The following is a 16351-nucleotide window of genomic DNA, read 5'->3' on the forward strand; positions in this document are numbered from 1 at the left end:
GGCTCCGTGAGGGTACCTGGTCGCCTCGGCGGCACCATCGGTGCCCGTGGGTTCGATTCCCGTCAGTTCCACTCGCCGAACCCGGTGAAACCGCCGGCCGGCTGGTCGCCGACGCCTTCCAGGTCCTCGGGCAGCAGGCTCCAGACGATCAGGTCGGTGCGGACGTCGGTCCACTCGCCGCTGTCCGTTCTCGTCCGGGCTATCCAAGCTCCCCGCAGCACGCCCTCGCTGATACAGCCGATCTTCTGTGCCACCTGCTGGGAGGCGGTGTTGTCGGCGGCGGTGCGCAGCTCCAGCCGTTCGAACTTCTGGTCGTGGAAGAGCCACTGCGCGGTGGCGAGGGCCGCCTCGGACGCATAGCCCTCGCCGCGGGCCCAGGGCGCGATGACGTAGGAGATCTCGCTGGAGCGGATGCGCCAGTCGGTGTTCTGCAGGTGCACGATGCCGACGAGACGCTGGGTGAGGAACTCGTCGACGGCGAAGACGATGCCGCGTCCCTCGGTGCGTTCGGCGGGGGCGAGTTCGGTGATCCAGGCGCGGGCGTCGGCCTCGGTGTAGGGCTGCGGCACGGAGGTCCAGGCCGTGACGAGCTCGTCGTTCATCATCTCGGCGAACGCCTCGATGTCCAGTTCCTCGAAGGGACGCAGCACCAACCGCTCCGTGCTGATGGAGATGTTGGGGAAGGTGCTAGTCATGCGCCGCTCCGTAACCTTCGGAAAACCTTCAGGGCCTGCTGAACTGCCCAGCATGCAGCATGAAAGCACTGAACTGCACCACGGGGTCCACTCCAAGTGAGCGAGTGGACCCCGTGCGTGGCGATACGCGGTATACGCCCCGTCAGATGAAAGTGATCCGTCTGCGGGTGCCCCGTCAGAACGCCGCGACGACGGCGCCGTCGTACTTGTCCTCGATGAACTTCTTCACCTCGGGCGAGGTGAGCAGCTTCGCCAGCTTCCGCACGCGCGGGTCGTCCTCGTTGCCCTTCTTCACGGCGAGGAAGTTGCCGTAGGGGTTGTCCTCGGGCGACTCGGCGGCGATGGCGTTCTTCGCCGGGCTCAGGTCGGCCTCCAGGGCGTAGTTGCCGTTGATGACGGCGGCGTCGACATCACCGAGGGAGCGCGGCAGCTGGGCCGCCTCGAGCTCCTTGAACTGGAGGTCCTTGGGGTTGGAGGCGATGTCCTTGGGGGTCGCTTCGTAGCCGACGCCCGCCTTCAGCTTGATCACGCCGTTGGCTTCCAGCAGCTTCAGCGCGCGGGCCTCGTTGGTGGTGTCGTTGGGCAGGGCGACGGTGGCGCCCTTCTTGAGGTCCGAGAGCTTCTTGACGCCCTGGGAGTACACGCCGAGCGGCTCCAGGTGCACCGTGGCGTTCGGCACGGCGACGATGTCGGTGCCGCTCTTCTTGTTGAAGTCGTCCAGGTACGGCTGGTGCTGGAAGTAGTTGGCGTCGACCTCACCCTGCTGGACGGCCGTGTTCGGCGTCACGTAGTCGGTGAACTCCTTGACCTCGAGCTCGAGGCCGGCCTTCTTCGCCAGGTTGTCCTTGATGTAGGCGAGGATCTCGCCCTGCGGGGTGGGCGTGGCGGCGACCTTCAGCGGGGCGCTCGCGTCGGAACCGGAGTCCTTGTCCGAGCCGCAGGCGGAGAGCCCGAGGGTCAGGGCTCCGGCGGCGAGGACGACAGTGGTGATCTTGGCGGTGTTACGCACGAAAAGTGCCTTTCCTTGGGTGGTGCGACCCCGACATGGGTGTGCGGGGAGTTCTGGGTGTCCGTCGGGATGGTTCAGACGGTCTTGCTGGTGGCCGTGGAGGCCTTCAGCAGGCGCAGCTTCGGCGCCGGACCGGAGCGTCCGCCCCGGCGGTGCAGGGACCGCGCCGCGTAGTCGCCGGCGAACTGGATGAGGGAGATGACGACGGCGAGGATCGCCACGGTGAGCCACATCAGCTCGGTCTCGAAGCGCTGGTAGCCGTAGCGGATGGCGATGTCGCCGAGGCCGCCGGCACCGACCGTGCCGGCCATGGCCGAGTAGCCGATGAGGGCGACGATCGTGGTGGTGGTGCTGGCGATGAGAGAGGGCAGGGACTCGGGTACGAGCACCTTGCGGACGATCGTCCAGGTGTTGCCGCCCATCGACTGCACGGCCTCGACCAGCCCGCCGTCCACTTCGCGGACAGCCGTCTCGACCAGGCGCGCGAAGAAGGGGATCGCACCGATGGCGAGCGGCACGATCGCGGCCTCGCGGCCGATCGTCGTCCCGGTGACCCAGCGCGTGAAGCTCATCAGCGCGACCATCAGAATGATGAACGGCATCGAGCGGGCGACGTTCACGATCTGCCCGATGACCTTGTTGGCGAGGACGTTCTGAAGGAGGCCGCCCTTGTCGGTGAGGACGAGGAGGATGCCGAGCGGGAGGCCGCCGACGACGGCGATGAGGGTGGACCAGCCCACCATGTACAGGGTGTCCCAACACGCCTGCTCCAGCAGGGGCCGCATCGCAGACCAGTCAGTCCAGGTCACAGCTGGGCACCTTCCTTCAGCAGAACGGGCTCCTGGCCCAGTACGTCGATCTGCAGGCCCTGCTCGCGCAGGAAGCCGATCGGCACGACGTTGTCCTCGTAGCGGCCGGGCAGTTCGATGCGCATCCGGCCGACCTGGAGGCCGCCGACGGTGTCGATGGCGGCGCCGAGGATCGAGATGTCGATGTTGTAGGTGCGCGAGAGCTGGGAGATGACCGGCTGGGTGGCGGCTTCGCCCTGGAAGGTGACGTCGACGACGGTGCGGTCGTCGGCGGAGGCCTCGCCGCCCACCGGGAAGAGCGCAGAGGCCAGTTCGGAGCCGGGGGTCGCGAGCAGCTCGCTGACCGTGCCGGACTCGACGATGCGGCCCTGGTCCATGAGCGCGGCCGAGTCGCAGATCGACTTCACGACGTCCATCTCGTGGGTGATGAGCAGGATGGTCAGGCCCAGCTGCCGGTTGAGGTCGCGCAGCAGCTGGAGGATGGAGCGGGTGGTCTCCGGGTCGAGGGCGCTGGTGGCCTCGTCGGAGAGCAGCACCTTGGGGTCGCCGGCCAGCGCGCGGGCGATGCCGACGCGCTGCTTCTGACCGCCGGAGAGCTGGGCGGGGTACGCCTTGGCCTTGTCCGCGAGGCCCACCAGGTCGAGCAGTTCGAGCGCCTTGCGGGAGCGTTCCTTGCCCGACGTGCCGAGGATCTCCAGCGGAAGCTCGACGTTGTCCTGGACCGTCCGCGAGGACAGCAGGTTGAAGTGCTGGAAGACCATGCCGATACGGCTGCGTGCCCGCCGGAGTTCCTTGCCGGCCCGGGGTCCGCGGCCGGCGAGGGCGGTGAGGTCCTGCCCGGCGACGGTCACCGTCCCGGAGGTGGGGCGCTCCAGCAGGTTGATGCAGCGGATGAGCGAGGACTTGCCGGCGCCGGACTGGCCGATGACGCCGTACACCTCGCCTTCGCGGACATGCAGGTCGACGCCGTCGAGGGCGGTGACCTCGCGGCCGCGCGAGCGGTAGACCTTGGTCAGGCCCGTTGTGGTGATCACTGGGTTTCCGTCACTGTCGAGTGCGCGGCACGTCGTGGGCGCCGGGCACGTGGCGTTCATGGTCGAAAGGCAGCCAGGACGCAGCACGGCTCTCGCAGGCGCGGTGGAACCGGAGAGGAGAATCGTGTGCGCGGGGCAGGGCTCAGTCCCCTACGCGGGGCGTAGGCGCGGACATGAGCGGGCTCTCGCTTCGGGGCGCGAGGCTCAGGTGGTGCAGGGGCCCTCTAGAAGGCGCACATTCGACACATACAACGAGCACCGGGCGTCATGGTCGCCTCGGTCGCAGCAGTGCGGCAGCTCGTCGTGGTCATGCGATCAGTAAACCAGACGTACGGTCCTTACCGGCCGCCGCCGTCCGCATAGTGGACAGCGATGGACAGCCGGCGGACTGGCTTCAGTCGCGGACGGAGATCTCCACGGCCCCTTCGGTGACCAGCGCGGACAGGGCCGACAGGTCCTGCACGAGGAGGTCGGCGTCGAGTTCATGGACCTGGTGGGTTGTGGTCAACGCCACGGTGGTCATCCCGGCCGCGCGACCGGCTGCCAGACCGGCGGGGGCGTCCTCGAAGACGACGCAGTGGGCCGGGTCGACGCCCAGTTCGCGGGCGGCGAGGAGGTAGGGCTCGGGGTCGGGCTTGCCGCGGGTGATGTCGTCGGCGGTGACCATCGTCTTGGGGAGGATGCCGACGGCGTCGAGCCGGGCCTCGGCCAGCCGGCGGGTGGCGGAGGTGACGACGGCCCAGCGGTCGGCGGGCAGCGCGCCGAGGAACGCCTTCGTGCCGGGGAGCAGGTGCACGCCCCCGTTCGGCACGTCCTCCACCTCCAGCGTCTCGATCCTCGCGAGGGCCTCAGGCACGAGGTCGGCGGGCAGCAGCTCGGCGACTATCTCGACGGCCGGGCGTCCGTGCAGCTCGACCCGTCCGAACTCCTCCGTGACGCCGTACTCCTCGGCCCACCGCGCCCAGCAGCGGTCCACGGAGGCGAGTGAGGAGACGAGGGTGCCGTCGTTGTCGAACAGGAGGGCTTGTGCACGGATCTTCATGCCCTCGACCCTAAGGTGCCCGTCGGGGGTGGCCGCACCAGCCCTTTTGGCCCGTAATAGGCTCGCCGCATGTTTGATGCCCTGACGCTGGTGACCGGTGTCGCCGCGCTGCTGCTCGCCGCGTGGTGCGGCTGGGCGGCGTACCGTGACCAGCCGACGAAGGACTGGCACTTCATCGGGATGGCCGTGGTGACGGTGCTGGCCCTGGTGCAGCTGGTGGCCGGGATCGTGCTGCTGGCGCGGGGCGACAAGCCGGAGCAGGGCACGACGATCTTCGTGGCGTATCTGCTGGGCGCGTTCGCATGCGTTCCGGCCGCCGGGTTCATGTCGCTGGCCGAGCGGTCCAAGTGGGGTTCGGTGACGGTCGCCGCGGGCGGTGTGGTGCTGGCCGTGCTGGAGGTGCGGCTCTATGACATCTGGGGAGGCTGAGGTGGCCGTGACCGAGGAGAAGCCGGCCAGGACACGGCTGATCAGCGGGCCCGGGATGCTGCTGGTGTGGCTGTACGGCGTGATGGTGGTCGGGGCCGTGTCGCGCTCGGCGTATCAGATCGCGACGGAGTTCGACCGGGCGCCGCTGGCCTATTCGCTGTCGGCGGTGGCGGGGCTCGTGTACGGCTTCATCACCTACACGTTGGTGCGGGGCGGCGAGAGGGCGCGCAGGGCGGCGCTTGTGTGCTGCGCCGCCGAGCTCGCGGGCGTTCTGATCGTCGGCACCTGGACCTTGGTGGAGCCATCGGCGTTCCCCGACGCAACGGTCTGGTCCGACTACGGCATGGGGTACCTCTTCATCCCCGTGCTGCTGCCGCTGTCGGCGCTGTACTGGCTCCGCAAGGCCCGAACGGTCAAGCAGTAGCGGCGTACGTCCCCGCCTGCTTCTCCAGCACGATCATCGGTACGCCGTCCGCGCCCTTCGACGTGCCCACCGCCTCATAGCCCACCTTGCGGTACAGCCGCAGGTTGCCCTCGCTGCGGTGGCCCGTGAAGAGGCGGAACTTGGTGGCGCCCCGCTCTTCCACCAGGGCGGCCTCGGCCGCGCGCAGCAGCCTCGCGCCGATGCCGTGGCCCTGCAGGCGGGGGTGGACGCAGAGCTTGCCGATGGCGGCGGCGCCGTCCGCGGTGACGCTGCCGCGGACCGAGCCGACGACCTCGTCGCCGAGCCGCGCCACGAAGACACAGTCCTGGGCGACCTCCGCGCGGACCGAGTCCAGGGTTTGGACGAGCGGGTCGATGCGGTAGTTGCCGTACAGCGCCGCCTCGCTCTGGAAGCACAGGTACTGCAGCCTGAAGATCTGCTCCGCGTCCTGCTCGGTCGCCGCAGAGATGGTCACGCTCATGCCCATGTGCGCACGCCTCCCGCTCACCTGATCGCCTGTCGTTCCTCACTCCTATCCCCGTGCACTGCGGGCCGCAACCTCCGGTGTGAGCAATCGACGCAGACATCCCAGGCATCTGGAACGTTCCGGGCCGAGACTGCCCTGTGAGATACCCAACTCCCCCGCGATTTCCCGGTATGTCAGGTCCTCCGGCGAGAGCAGAGCCTCCACGAGGCGGGGGCAGCGGCCGGGCAGGCGGCGGACGGCCTCGCGCAGGGCGCGGCGGCGGGCGGCCGCGAGGGCGAGGTGTTCGGGGTCGCCGGCGCTTTCGTCCGCCGGCTCGCTCTCGTACGGCCGTTCGCGCCGCGTCGTACGGCGGCTGCGGCGCGCCTCGGAGCGGACGGCCCTGCGCAGCCAGCCCGGCGGGTCCACGGGTGGGCCGTCCGAGTCGAGGCGTTCCAGGAGGCGGAGCCAGACCGCCTGTTCCAGGTCGCCCGCCTCCGCTCCGCAGGCGTGTGCCTCGGCGGAGGCCTCGGCGGTGAGCAGGGGGCGCAGGGCGGCAACCAGGTCGTCCGTCATATGCGGCACGACGCGGCCGCCCGGGCACAGGGTTGCCCGGGCGGCCGACAGTCACCCCGAACGGGGCGCGGGGCTCAGCTGTTGACGAAGTCCTCGCGGGCCAGCACGCCCGTGTCGGGGTTGTCGGTGAAGACACCGTCGATGCCGGTCGCGAAGTACGTCCGGTAGGCGCCGAAGACATCGCCGTAGGCGTCCGCGTCGGTGCCCTTGCGGAAGTTCGCGGGGAGGAAGGGGTTCTCGTTGCGCATGGTCCAGGGGTGCAGGATCAGGCCGACCTTGTGCGCGTCGCTCACCAGCGTGGTGGGCGTGGTGAGGTTGCCGTTCGCGTCCTTCGGGATGACCAGGTCCAGGGTGGGGCCGATGCCCTGGGCGTAGGAGGCGATCTCGCGCAGGCCGGCCGGCTTGACCAGGTCGGCGACGGTGCGCGGGTCACCCGTCTCGACGAAGTCCCAGGGGCGGGTGGCCGGGCCGGAGAGCAGGACCACGAGCGGGTTGTCGACGAGCTTGTTCAGACGCTGGATGCTGGTCGGCTCGAAGGACTGGATGATGACCGGCGAGTTGCGCCGGTCCTTGCCGTACTTGTGCAGCACCTTGGCGATCCGCTCCTCCAGGGCGAGGCCCTGCTTGCGGAAGTAGGTGGGGTGCTTGAGCTCGGGGTAGATCCAGACCTGCTTGCCCCGCTTGCGGGTCTGCTCGTCCTGCCACTTCAGGACCTCTTCGAAGGTCGGGATCTCCCAGCGGCCGTTGTAGAGGGTGTTGTGCGGGCGGTTGGCCGGGATGCGCTCGATCGCGCGCAGGGTCTTCAGCTCGGCGAGCGTGAAGTCCTCGGTGAACCAGCCGGTGGTGGAGACGCCGTCGAGCACCTTCGTCTTCTTGCGGTCGGCGAACTCGGGATGGTCCGCGACATCGGTCGTGCCGCCGATCTCCGGCTCGTGCCGGCAGACGAGGTGGCCGTCCTTGGTGGGCACCAGGTCGCCCGCCTCGACGATGTCGGCGCCCATGTCGAGGGCCAGCTGGTAGGCGGCGAGGGTGTGCTCGGGCCGGTAGCCGCTGGCGCCGCGGTGGCCGATGATCGTCGGCTTGGGCAGGCTCTTCACGCCGCCACCTCCATGCCGGGCCTCAGCGGCCTTCGCCGTACCGGACAGCCCGAGGACCGCTCCGCCCGCGCCGAGCACGGCCGCGCCGAGAAGCATCCGCCGTCCGGTGACGCCCGTCTGCTCGTTCTCCTGGGTTCCCATGAGCACCCTCTCTGCCCGTTCAATCGTCAGTGCGGGCCGATCGTAGGTGCGTGCACATGACGGACGGGAGACCTGCGGCGGAACTCGCGGGTGACGCTGGATGTCGTACGTGAACGGAGTGGTGACGGTCCGTCGGATTCGGTCCGACAGTGCGGGGAACCCGTCCGGTGGATCCCGGGGCGATGTCCGTCACATCATGGCGGGCGCGTTACGCACCGCCCGCGGCACGCCACCGCAGGTAAACCTGCGTCAACAGTGCGTAAGGCGTCGGTGAAGTCGGCCCACCCGATGTGCGGGACTCCGGGAACCGCGAGTATCGTCCTCACCTGCACAGACTTATACAGATCCCTCGCCATCCCCTTGACCCCGGAGGGCCCGTTGTCCCGCTTCGCGCTCATCAAGGCAGTGCTCGGACCGATCATGCGCCTGATGTTCCGCCCACAGGTGGAGGGCGCGGAGCACATCCCGGGCGACGGTCCGGTCATCCTGGCCGGCAACCACCTCACGTTCATCGACTCGATGATCCTGCCGCTGGTCTGCGACCGTCAGGTCTTCTTCATCGGCAAGGACGAGTACGTCACCGGCAAGGGCCTGAAGGGCCGCGCGATGGCCTGGTTCTTCACGGGCGTCGGCATGATCCCGGTCGACCGGGACGGCGGCCGGGGCGGAGTCGCCGCGCTGATGACCGGGCGTCGGGTGCTGGAGGAGGGCAAGGTCTTCGGCATCTACCCCGAGGGCACGCGGTCGCCCGACGGGCGGCTGTACCGGGGGCGCACCGGTATCGCGCGGCTGACGCTGATGACCGGTGCGCCTGTCGTTCCGTTCGCCATGATCGGCACGGACAAGATCCAGCCGGGTGGGGCGGGGATGCCCCGGCCTCGGAAGGTGACGGTCCGGTTCGGTGAGGCCATGGAGTTCTCCCGGTACGAAGGAATGGACCGGGACCGGTACGTCCTGCGTGCCGTGACCGACTCCGTGATGGCTGAGGTCATGCGGCTGTCCGGCCAGGAGTACGTGGACATGTACGCGAGCAAGGCGAAAGAGGCCGCGTAGCGCCGTTCGGGTTCTCAGGTACGGCGGCTGCGGGTCCCTTGTGGCTGGTCGCGCAGTTCCCCGCGCCCCTGAGGCCAGCTGTCCAGCCGTTGGTCTCGCAGCATGAACCATGCCGCGACCGCCGCCGCGAGCAGCACCGCCGCACCTGCCCCCGCCGCCAGCGCCAAACCGTCCACGAAGGACTGGCGGGCCGCTTCCAGCAGGGCCTCGGACGTGCGTGAAGGCAAGTCCGCCGCCGCCTCCACCGCACCGCCCAGCGACTCGTGTGCCTCCGCCGGAGTGCCCGCCGGGCCGGTGAATCCCCGGTAGACGCCCGTCACGATCGAGCCGAGCACCGCGATGCCCAGGGCCGCGCCCAGCTCGTACGCCGTCTCCGACACCGCCGACGCCGCGCCCGCCTGCTCCTTCGGTACGGAGCCGAGGATCACGTCGGACGTCACCGTGAAGGAGAAGCCCGCGCCTACGCCGACGACCAGCAGGGCGGCCCCGAGCAGGGGGTAGCCCGTCGAGCGGTCGATCACCGTGAGCACGGCCAGGGCGAGGCCGATGGCCGCGAGGCCGCCGGAGACGACGGTCCGTACCGAGAAGCGGCGGGCCGCGCGGCCGGCGATCAGGCCGGCCACCACCGCGCCGATCGCGGCGGGCAGTTCGGCCAGGCCCGCCTCCAACGGCCCCCTGCCCTGCACGAGTTGCAGGAACTGGGAGAGGAAGAACACCAGGCCGGACAGGCCGAGGATGGTCAGCAGGTCGGCCAGGACCGCGCCGCTGAAGCCGCGGTTGCGGAACAGCCGCATGTCCAGCAGCGGGGTCGGCAGGGTGAGTTGGCGGCGTACGAAGCCGTACAGCGCGGCCGCGCCCAGCGGGCCCGCGGCGACGGTGGTCCAGGTGAAGCCGTGCGCGGCGGCTTCCTTGACGGCGTACACGAGGCCGACCATGCCGACGAGCGACAGTACGACGCTGGTCAGGTCCCAAGGGCCGGGATTCGGGTTCCGCGATTCGGGCAGCAGCTTGATGCCGACGAGGACGAGGACCACCATCACCGGCAGATTGATCAGAAAGACCGAGCCCCACCAGAAGTGTTCCAGCAGGAAGCCGCCGGCGATCGGGCCGACGGCCGTACCGGCGGAGGCGGTCGCGCCCCAGATGCCGACGGCGAGGCTGCGTTCGCGCGGGTCGTGGAAGAGGTTGCGGATCAGGGCGAGGGTCGCCGGCATCAGGGTGGCGCCCGCGACGCCGAGCAGCGCCCGGGCCAGGATCATCAGTTCGGGGGTCGTCGCGTAGGCGTTGAGGACCGATATCGCGCCGAACGCGGTGGCGCCGACGAGCAGGATCCGCTTACGGCCGATGCGGTCGCCCAGGCTGCCCATCGACACCAGTAGACCCGCGATCACGAAGGAGTAGACGTCGCCTATCCACAGGAGCTGGGTGCCGGAGGGCTTCAGGTCCTCGCTGATGTAGGGGGTCGCCAGGCCGAGGACGGTCGCGTCGACGGCCACCAGCAGCACGGCGAGCACCAGGACGGACAGCGCGAGCCAGCGGCCCGGGCGCTTCACCGCCTCGGTCGTGGTCGCCGGCTGCAGGGTGCTGGTCATGATTCCTCTCTCTGTGGTGCGTGATGTCGTAGTGCGCCGCCGAGCAACAGCCCGACGATCATGTGCTGGAAGTCCTTGGGTGCGCCCTTGCCGCTCTGCACCAGCCAGGCGCCGGAGGCCAGCAGGCCGTACAGCGCCTCGGTGAGCCACGCCGGCGTGAGGTCGATGCGGAACTCGCCGCTCAGCTGACCGCGCCGGAACAGGGCGCCGATGCGGTCGTCGATCCGGGTCCAGCCCGCGTGCTGCTCCTCGCCTTCGAACAGCTGGTTCTCGGTGTAGAGGAAGGCGAGCAGCCCGGCGGCGGGCTCGACCTCGCGGACGAGGCGGCGTACGGCGTCGGTCGCGGTGCCGGCGTCCAGATCGGCCGCGTCCAGCGCGGCCTCGCACTCCTCGATGCCGAGCGCCTCCAGCGCCCGCACGAGGGCGTCGCGCCCGGCGAAGTGGCGGTGCAGCGTGGCCCTGCTGATCCCGGCGGCCTTGGCGACCTCGTCCATGGTCGCGGTGGATTTGCGGGTCAGCAGGGCTGCGGCACTGCGGAGTACGTGATCGCGATCGACGGCCATGAGACAACCATAGCGCAGGTGAGACATTTATGTCTCACCGCGGGCATGCGTGACTCACACCCTCCTGCTGGGTGATCAAGTGGCTGACGTCAGTGCCAGGGCAACTGGCCGCGCCGCTCCCAGTACGCACCCGGCTCCTCCACCAGCGCGGCGAGCCGCTCCAGCTGCCCCTCGTCGAGGTCGACGACGGCGGCGTGCAGGTTGGACGCGAGCTGTACCGTCGTCGCGGCGCCGGAGAGGACCACGCCGGCCCAGGGCTGCCGGAGGATCAGCGCGAGGGCGACGGCGTCGCATCCCAGAGACGTTTCTTCGGCTACGGCCTTCAGCGCGTCCGGCGCGTACGGGTCCGCGAGGCGTCCGTTGGCCATGCCCTCCTTGACGATCACCGTGAGCCCAGCGTCGTGGGCTTCGGCGAGAGCGGGGCCGGCCGAGGTCTCCAGGGCGTTGTACGTCGACTGGACGGTGCGGAAGAGGGGCTCGCCGTCGACGGTCACGGCGAGGGCGGCGCGGATCGCGTCGGCCTGGGCGGGGCCGCTGGTGGAGAAGCCGATGGTGAGGCCCTGGGCCGCGGCTTCGGCGAGCCTTGCGTGGAGGTCCTTGTCGGTGAGGGCGGGGCTGTCCGGGGTCACCGAGTGGATCTGGTAGAGGTCGAGCCGGTCGCCGAGCAGGGCGTCGGTCTCGGCGCGCTGACGCTCGTAGGTCTGGAGGCTGTGGTCCTTGACCTCGTGCTTCTCGGCGTCGGTCGTCCAGCCGGCGGTGTAGGTGTAGCCCCACTTGCTGCCGACGACGATGTCGTCGATGTCGGGGCGGGCGTTCAGCCAGTCCGCGAGGAACTCCTCCGAGCGGCCGTAGGAGCGGGCGACGTCGAAGTAGCGGACGCCCTGGGCGTAGGCGGCGTCGAGGAGTTCGTGGGTGCGCTCGCGCAGGGCGTCGACGGTGCGCTCGGCCGGGAGGTCGTCCTCCCGGCCGAGGTTGATGTACCCCGGGCGCCCCACGGCGGCCAGGCCGAGTCCCAGATGCGCGGGGGGCGTGGTCGCGGCGGCCAGACGGCTGAACGGCATGACGGCTCCGGGTGCACTGTCGGCGGACGGGTAACCCGCACCAATCTACCGACGGCCGTCCGCCTCGGCCCGGGCGGACGCGGCGGCTCAGCCCGCGCCGACGCAGCGCGGCCCGAAGGCCGGGTCGGCGGGCCCGCTGCGCTTGAGGGCGTTGAGTACCCACTGCTGCACCAGCGGGGACTTGGGCGCCTGGTCGTGCTCGGTGAGGTCGAGCGGGCAGCGGTCCTGGAGCAGGACGTTGGTGACATAGGAGGCGGGCCCGCTGAGGAAGGAGCTGGTGTACGGCAGCACGACCTCGTCGTACTTCGTGGCGATCGCCGTGTAGTCGGGGCCGACCGGGGTCTCGGGGGCGGAGTTGAGCTTCTTGAGGAAGTCCGAGCCGGCGGTCTGGTCGACGCAGGAGGGGCAGGCGGTGGCGCCGGCCACGAGGGCGAGCGGGTTGGTGGTGCCGTGGTTGGAGGGCACGATGCCGACGAGGTCGTCGACCTTGGTCGCGCCGCCCAGGAACTTGACGTAGTAGCGCGGCATCATGCCGCCCTGGCTGTGGCCGACGATGTCGGCCTTCTTGGCGCCGGTCGCGCCGAGGACGGCGCCCACGAAGTCGCGCAGTTCGGCCGCCGAGTCCGGGATCGGGGCCGTCTCCAGGCCGCCGTACTCGAAGGAGAAGACGCAGTAACCGGCGTTCGCGAGGGCGGGCGAGAGGGTCAGCCAGTTCTCGTACGAGGTCTTGAAGGTGCCGTTCACCAGGACCACGGGCTGCGGGTGGGCCGAATCCGTCTTGCAGGACCAGTTGTTGGCGCCGGGTGGCGGAGTGTCGGCCGCGCTCGCGGGGGCCGTGAGACCGAGAGCGCACAGGGCGGCGGTCGCGGCGGCGGCGAGGAGGCGGGCGGTTCGTCGTGGGCGTCTCGCGCGCATGATGTCCCTTTCATGCTCGACCATGATCGACCGGTGTTCGGCAATGTCGACCGGGAATCGGAATGGTTACTTCCGGGTAAGGAGAAGTCAAGGTTTCGGCCAGTGGCCGAATCCTTACCGTTACCGGGCGCGCCTGGACAGCACGAAGGGCCCGGACGCGATGTCCGGGCCCTTCGTCCGACTGCGGGACGCTAGACGCGCTTGGCCGTGGCCCACTCGTGCTGCGCCGCCACGTCCGCCTTCACCTCGGCCAGCTGGACGGCGACCGCGCTGGGCGCCGTACCGCCACGGCCGTTGCGGGAGGCCAGGGCGCCGGGGACATTGAGGACGGAGCGGACCTCGGGGGTGAGGTGGGTCGAGATCTTCGCGAACTGCTCGTCCGTCAGGTCGTCCAGTTCCTTGCCCTCGGCCTCGGCGACCTTGACGCACTCGCCGGCGACCTCGTGCGCGACCCGGAACGGGACGCCCTGCTTGACCAGCCACTCGGCGATGTCGGTGGCGAGGGAGAAGCCGGCCGGGGCCAGTTCCTCCATGCGGTCGCGGTGGACGGTGAGGGTGGCCATCATGCCGGTGAAGGCGGGGAGGAGGACCTCCAGCTGGTCGATGGAGTCGAAGACCGGCTCCTTGTCCTCCTGGAGGTCGCGGTTGTAGGCGAGGGGCAGGGCCTTCAGGGTCGCCATGAGGCCGGTCAGGTTGCCGATCAGTCGGCCACTCTTGCCGCGCGCCAGCTCCGCGATGTCCGGGTTCTTCTTCTGCGGCATGATCGACGAGCCCGTGGAGAAGGCGTCGTGCAGGGTCACGAAGGAGAACTCCTTCGTGTTCCAGATGATGACCTCCTCGGCGATCCGGGAGAGGTTCACACCGATCATCGCGGTGATGAAGGCGAACTCGGCGACGAAGTCACGGGACGCCGTGCCGTCGATGGAGTTGGCGGCGGACCCGTGCTCGAAGCCGAGGTCCTTCGCCACCGCCTCCGGGTCCAGACCGAGGGAGGAGCCCGCCAGGGCGCCCGAGCCGTACGGCGACACGGCCGTCCGCTCGTCCCACTGGCGCAGGCGTTCCGCGTCCCGGGACAGCGACTGGACGTGCGCCAGGACATGGTGGGCGAACAGGACCGGCTGGGCGTGCTGGAGGTGGGTGCGGCCGGGCATCGCGACGTCCGGGTGAGCCTCGGCCAGGCCGATCAGCGCGTCCTGGAGGTCGGCGATCAGGCCGCCGATGACGCGGGCGTGGTCGCGCAGGTACATGCGGAAAAGGGTCGCGACCTGGTCGTTCCTCGACCGTCCCGCGCGCAGCTTGCCGCCGAGGTCGGGGCCGAGGCGCTCCAGCAGGCCGCGCTCCAGAGCGGTGTGGACGTCCTCGTCGGCGATCGTGCCGACGAAGTCACCCGAGGCCACATCGGCTTCGAGCTGGTCGAGCCCGGCGATCATGCGCTGCAGCTCGTCCTCGGTGAGGAGCCCCGCCTTGTGCAGCACGCGCGCGTGGGCGCGCGAACCGGCGATGTCGTACGGGGCCAGCCGCCAGTCGAAGTGGACGGACGCGGACAGCTTGGCCAGGGCCTCGGCGGGACCGTCGGCGAAACGGCCGCCCCAGAGCCGTACGTCACCGCTGTTGCTGCTCACTTGCGTGCTCCTCGGGAGGGTCTGGGTGTGGCACCGCCTCCCCGTGGCGTGAACGGGGAGGCGGTCGTCAGGCTAGTGCGAACTCACCACACAGTGACCTGCATGAGTATGCAGAGCTCTGCATGATTCGTCAATCTTGGTCCGTGGCGCTGGGAAATCCGAGTCGTCTTTGAACGCGAGAAACCGCTTACCCGTATCTCTCGCCGAACGCAGGCGCCGCGTTTGCCACCAACGACCCCCTGACCCGAGTGAGGCATCCGCATGTCCAGGGCTCTTCCGAAGTACAACAAGCGTCGCGTCACGTTCATCGGCGGCGCTGCCGCGGTGGCACTGTCCGGCACGGTGATCGCCGGCTTCGCCCTCGCGGGGGAGACGTCCAAGAACAGCGGGACCAGCGCCCGCACACTGGCGAGCCCCGGCACGATCACGTGCCCGGACGTCCGGTCCAAGCTGCCCGCGGTCCCGGCCTCCGCCAAGGCCGAGGTCGACCGCAACCTCGCGCTCCTGAACACCCAGATCCAGGAGGCCAACAAGCGACTCGTCGACACGGTCGGCCAGGGCGGACCCAACTTCGTCCAGAACGCCATCCTCGGCCCGCTGAAGGACAAGCGCGTGGCGACGGTCAACCGCATCGCGACGGCGATCGGACGCACGGCGGCCAAGCCGCAGGGGCTGGACGCGCTGGCCCCGTGCACCCTCAACGCCGCCGGGACCAAGGCGGGTGGCGGCGCCAAGGCCACGCCCACCGCGAAGGCGACCACTCCCCCACAGCAGGCCGGCGGGAACACGGGGAATACGGGCAACACCAACGCGGTCGGCACGATCAGCTGCCCCGACGTGCGGTCGAAGCTGCCCGCGGTCCCGGCCTCCGCCAAGGCCGAGGTGGACCGCAACCTCGCCCTGCTCAACACGCAGATCCAGGAGGCCAACACGCGCCTGGTCAACACCGTCGGCCAGGGCGGACCCAACTTCGTCCAGAACGCCATCCTCGGCCCGCTGAAGGACAAGCGCACCGCCGCCATCGACCGCATCGCCATCTCGATCGGCCGCACCGCCGCGAAGCCGCAGGGTCTGAACTCCCTGGCCGCGTGCACGCTCGTCAAGTGACGTGACAGGCAGCCATGGCCGCCCCGTTGGCACGCCGGCCGGGGCGGCCGTGGTGGCCACAAGCGGACCTCGCAATTCCTTAGGGCAATTCCTTAGACGGCCGAACGACCCACACTCATACTCGATGACGTGGGAAAAACTTACGAACGCATAGACGGCAGACTCCGCACGTTCATCGAGGAGCAGCCCCTCTTCTTCACCGCGACCGCTCCCCTCTCCGCCGACGGCACGGTCAACCTCTCGCCCAAGGGCCTCAAGGGCTCCTTCGCGATCCTCGACGAACTCACCCTGGCCTACCTCGACTTCGCCGGGTCCAACGCCGAGACCATCGCCCATCTGCGGGAGAACGGCCGGATCACCCTCATGTGGTGCGCCTTCCAGGGCCCGCCCAACATCGTCCGCGTGCACGGCCGCGGTGAGGCCGTCTTCCGGGACGACCCGCGGTTCAAGGAGCTGCTCGGCCACTTCCCCGACATCGACCCGTCCCTGCACGGCCTGCGCGCGATCATCGTCGTGCGGGCCGAACTCGTTCGGGACTCCTGCGGGTACGCGGTGCCCCTCATGACGTACGACGAGGACCGCGACCTGCACGGCAAGCGGTTCGCTCGTGAGGACGACGACTCGCTGAGCGCCTACTTCACCAAGAAGGAGCACATCGCGACCAGCCTGGATGGCCTACCCGGGCTGCCGTTGCCGCTGCCTCCGTCTAGCGTCTGAGC

General features: G+C 69.7%; 18 protein-coding genes. 5 read left to right on the forward strand and 13 right to left on the reverse strand.

Translation table 11 applies throughout. The annotated features are described in order from the left end of the window. Positions 1 to 62 precede the first annotated feature (62 nt). The 5 genes from ACQEV2_RS07420 to ACQEV2_RS07440 form a co-directional block, all read right to left on the reverse strand. Positions 63 to 695, reverse strand: a complete 633-nt coding sequence (locus tag ACQEV2_RS07420) for a GNAT family N-acetyltransferase (RefSeq protein WP_433037818.1) — start codon at positions 693 to 695, stop codon at positions 63 to 65. A 175-nt stretch (positions 696 to 870) separates the two neighbouring features. After that, positions 871 to 1704, reverse strand: a complete 834-nt coding sequence (locus ACQEV2_RS07425) for a MetQ/NlpA family ABC transporter substrate-binding protein (RefSeq protein WP_433037820.1) — start codon at positions 1702 to 1704, stop codon at positions 871 to 873. A gap of 74 nt (positions 1705 to 1778) precedes the next feature. Next, entirely contained in the window at positions 1779 to 2489 is a 711-nt protein-coding gene (locus ACQEV2_RS07430; RefSeq protein WP_433054264.1) for a methionine ABC transporter permease, read from the reverse strand. A 20-nt stretch (positions 2490 to 2509) separates the two neighbouring features. After that, complete coding sequence (locus tag ACQEV2_RS07435) at positions 2510 to 3547, reverse strand: methionine ABC transporter ATP-binding protein (protein ID WP_433037822.1); 1038 nt, start codon at positions 3545 to 3547, stop codon at positions 2510 to 2512. Positions 3548 to 3941: 394 nt separating this feature from the next. Beyond that, positions 3942 to 4589: an HAD-IA family hydrolase gene (locus tag ACQEV2_RS07440; protein ID WP_433037824.1), complete on the reverse strand. Its 648-nt coding sequence runs from the start codon at positions 4587 to 4589 to the stop codon at positions 3942 to 3944. 69 nt (positions 4590 to 4658) lie between these two features. Between ACQEV2_RS07440 and ACQEV2_RS07445 the strand changes: the two genes are divergently transcribed. Beyond that, entirely contained in the window at positions 4659 to 5018 is a 360-nt protein-coding gene (locus ACQEV2_RS07445; RefSeq protein ID WP_433037826.1) for a hypothetical protein, read from the forward strand. Continuing rightward, positions 4999 to 5442 (forward strand): hypothetical protein, encoded by a 444-nt coding sequence (locus ACQEV2_RS07450; RefSeq protein ID WP_433037828.1) that lies wholly within the window; start codon positions 4999 to 5001, stop codon positions 5440 to 5442. The genes ACQEV2_RS07445 and ACQEV2_RS07450 overlap by 20 nt, the downstream gene beginning before the upstream one ends. Here ACQEV2_RS07450 and ACQEV2_RS07455 read toward each other — a convergent pair. The 3 genes from ACQEV2_RS07455 to ACQEV2_RS07465 all read right to left on the reverse strand — a co-directional run bounded on the left by ACQEV2_RS07455 (position 5432) and on the right by ACQEV2_RS07465 (position 7719). After that, entirely contained in the window at positions 5432 to 5929 is a 498-nt protein-coding gene (locus ACQEV2_RS07455) for a GNAT family N-acetyltransferase (RefSeq protein WP_433037830.1), read from the reverse strand. The genes ACQEV2_RS07450 and ACQEV2_RS07455 overlap by 11 nt on opposite strands. A gap of 45 nt (positions 5930 to 5974) precedes the next feature. Next, positions 5975 to 6481 (reverse strand): sigma-70 family RNA polymerase sigma factor, encoded by a 507-nt coding sequence (locus tag ACQEV2_RS07460; protein ID WP_433037832.1) that lies wholly within the window; start codon positions 6479 to 6481, stop codon positions 5975 to 5977. 74 nt (positions 6482 to 6555) lie between these two features. Continuing rightward, complete coding sequence (locus ACQEV2_RS07465) at positions 6556 to 7719, reverse strand: glycerophosphodiester phosphodiesterase (protein ID WP_433037834.1); 1164 nt, start codon at positions 7717 to 7719, stop codon at positions 6556 to 6558. Positions 7720 to 8097: 378 nt separating this feature from the next. On the opposite strand from ACQEV2_RS07465, the gene ACQEV2_RS07470 reads away from it, so the two are divergent. After that, positions 8098 to 8772, forward strand: a complete 675-nt coding sequence (locus ACQEV2_RS07470; protein WP_031486755.1) for a lysophospholipid acyltransferase family protein — start codon at positions 8098 to 8100, stop codon at positions 8770 to 8772. 14 nt (positions 8773 to 8786) lie between these two features. Here the strand turns inward: ACQEV2_RS07470 and ACQEV2_RS07475 are convergent, their stop codons facing one another. From ACQEV2_RS07475 to argH, 5 genes are all read right to left on the reverse strand, one after another. After that, a complete protein-coding gene (locus ACQEV2_RS07475) occupies positions 8787 to 10364 on the reverse strand; it encodes an MFS transporter (protein ID WP_433037837.1) in 1578 nt (525 codons plus the stop codon). Next, positions 10361 to 10927: a TetR/AcrR family transcriptional regulator gene (locus ACQEV2_RS07480; RefSeq protein WP_433037839.1), complete on the reverse strand. Its 567-nt coding sequence runs from the start codon at positions 10925 to 10927 to the stop codon at positions 10361 to 10363. The genes ACQEV2_RS07475 and ACQEV2_RS07480 overlap by 4 nt, the downstream gene beginning before the upstream one ends. Positions 10928 to 11016: 89 nt before the next feature. Further along, on the reverse strand, positions 11017 to 11988 hold the full coding sequence (locus ACQEV2_RS07485; protein ID WP_433037841.1) for an aldo/keto reductase: 972 nt from the start codon (positions 11986 to 11988) through the stop codon (positions 11017 to 11019). 87 nt (positions 11989 to 12075) lie between these two features. Then, positions 12076 to 12903, reverse strand: coding sequence for an alpha/beta fold hydrolase (locus ACQEV2_RS07490; protein ID WP_433037843.1), 828 nt, complete (start codon positions 12901 to 12903; stop codon positions 12076 to 12078). 191 nt (positions 12904 to 13094) lie between these two features. Beyond that, positions 13095 to 14525 carry an argininosuccinate lyase gene (gene argH, locus ACQEV2_RS07495; RefSeq protein ID WP_433037845.1) on the reverse strand — a complete coding sequence of 477 codons (1431 nt, stop codon included), beginning with the start codon at positions 14523 to 14525 and terminating at the stop codon, positions 13095 to 13097. 261 nt (positions 14526 to 14786) lie between these two features. Here argH and ACQEV2_RS07500 point away from each other — a divergent pair, with 261 nt between their 5' ends. Beyond that, complete coding sequence (locus ACQEV2_RS07500) at positions 14787 to 15632, forward strand: hypothetical protein (protein WP_433037847.1); 846 nt, start codon at positions 14787 to 14789, stop codon at positions 15630 to 15632. A gap of 129 nt (positions 15633 to 15761) precedes the next feature. Further along, positions 15762 to 16349, forward strand: a complete 588-nt coding sequence (locus ACQEV2_RS07505; RefSeq protein ID WP_433037849.1) for a pyridoxamine 5'-phosphate oxidase family protein — start codon at positions 15762 to 15764, stop codon at positions 16347 to 16349. The last annotated feature ends 2 nt before the right edge of the window (positions 16350 to 16351 follow it).

Source organism: Streptomyces sp. CA-251387 (genome assembly GCF_050936625.1).
Lineage (GTDB): Bacteria > Actinomycetota > Actinomycetes > Streptomycetales > Streptomycetaceae > Streptomyces.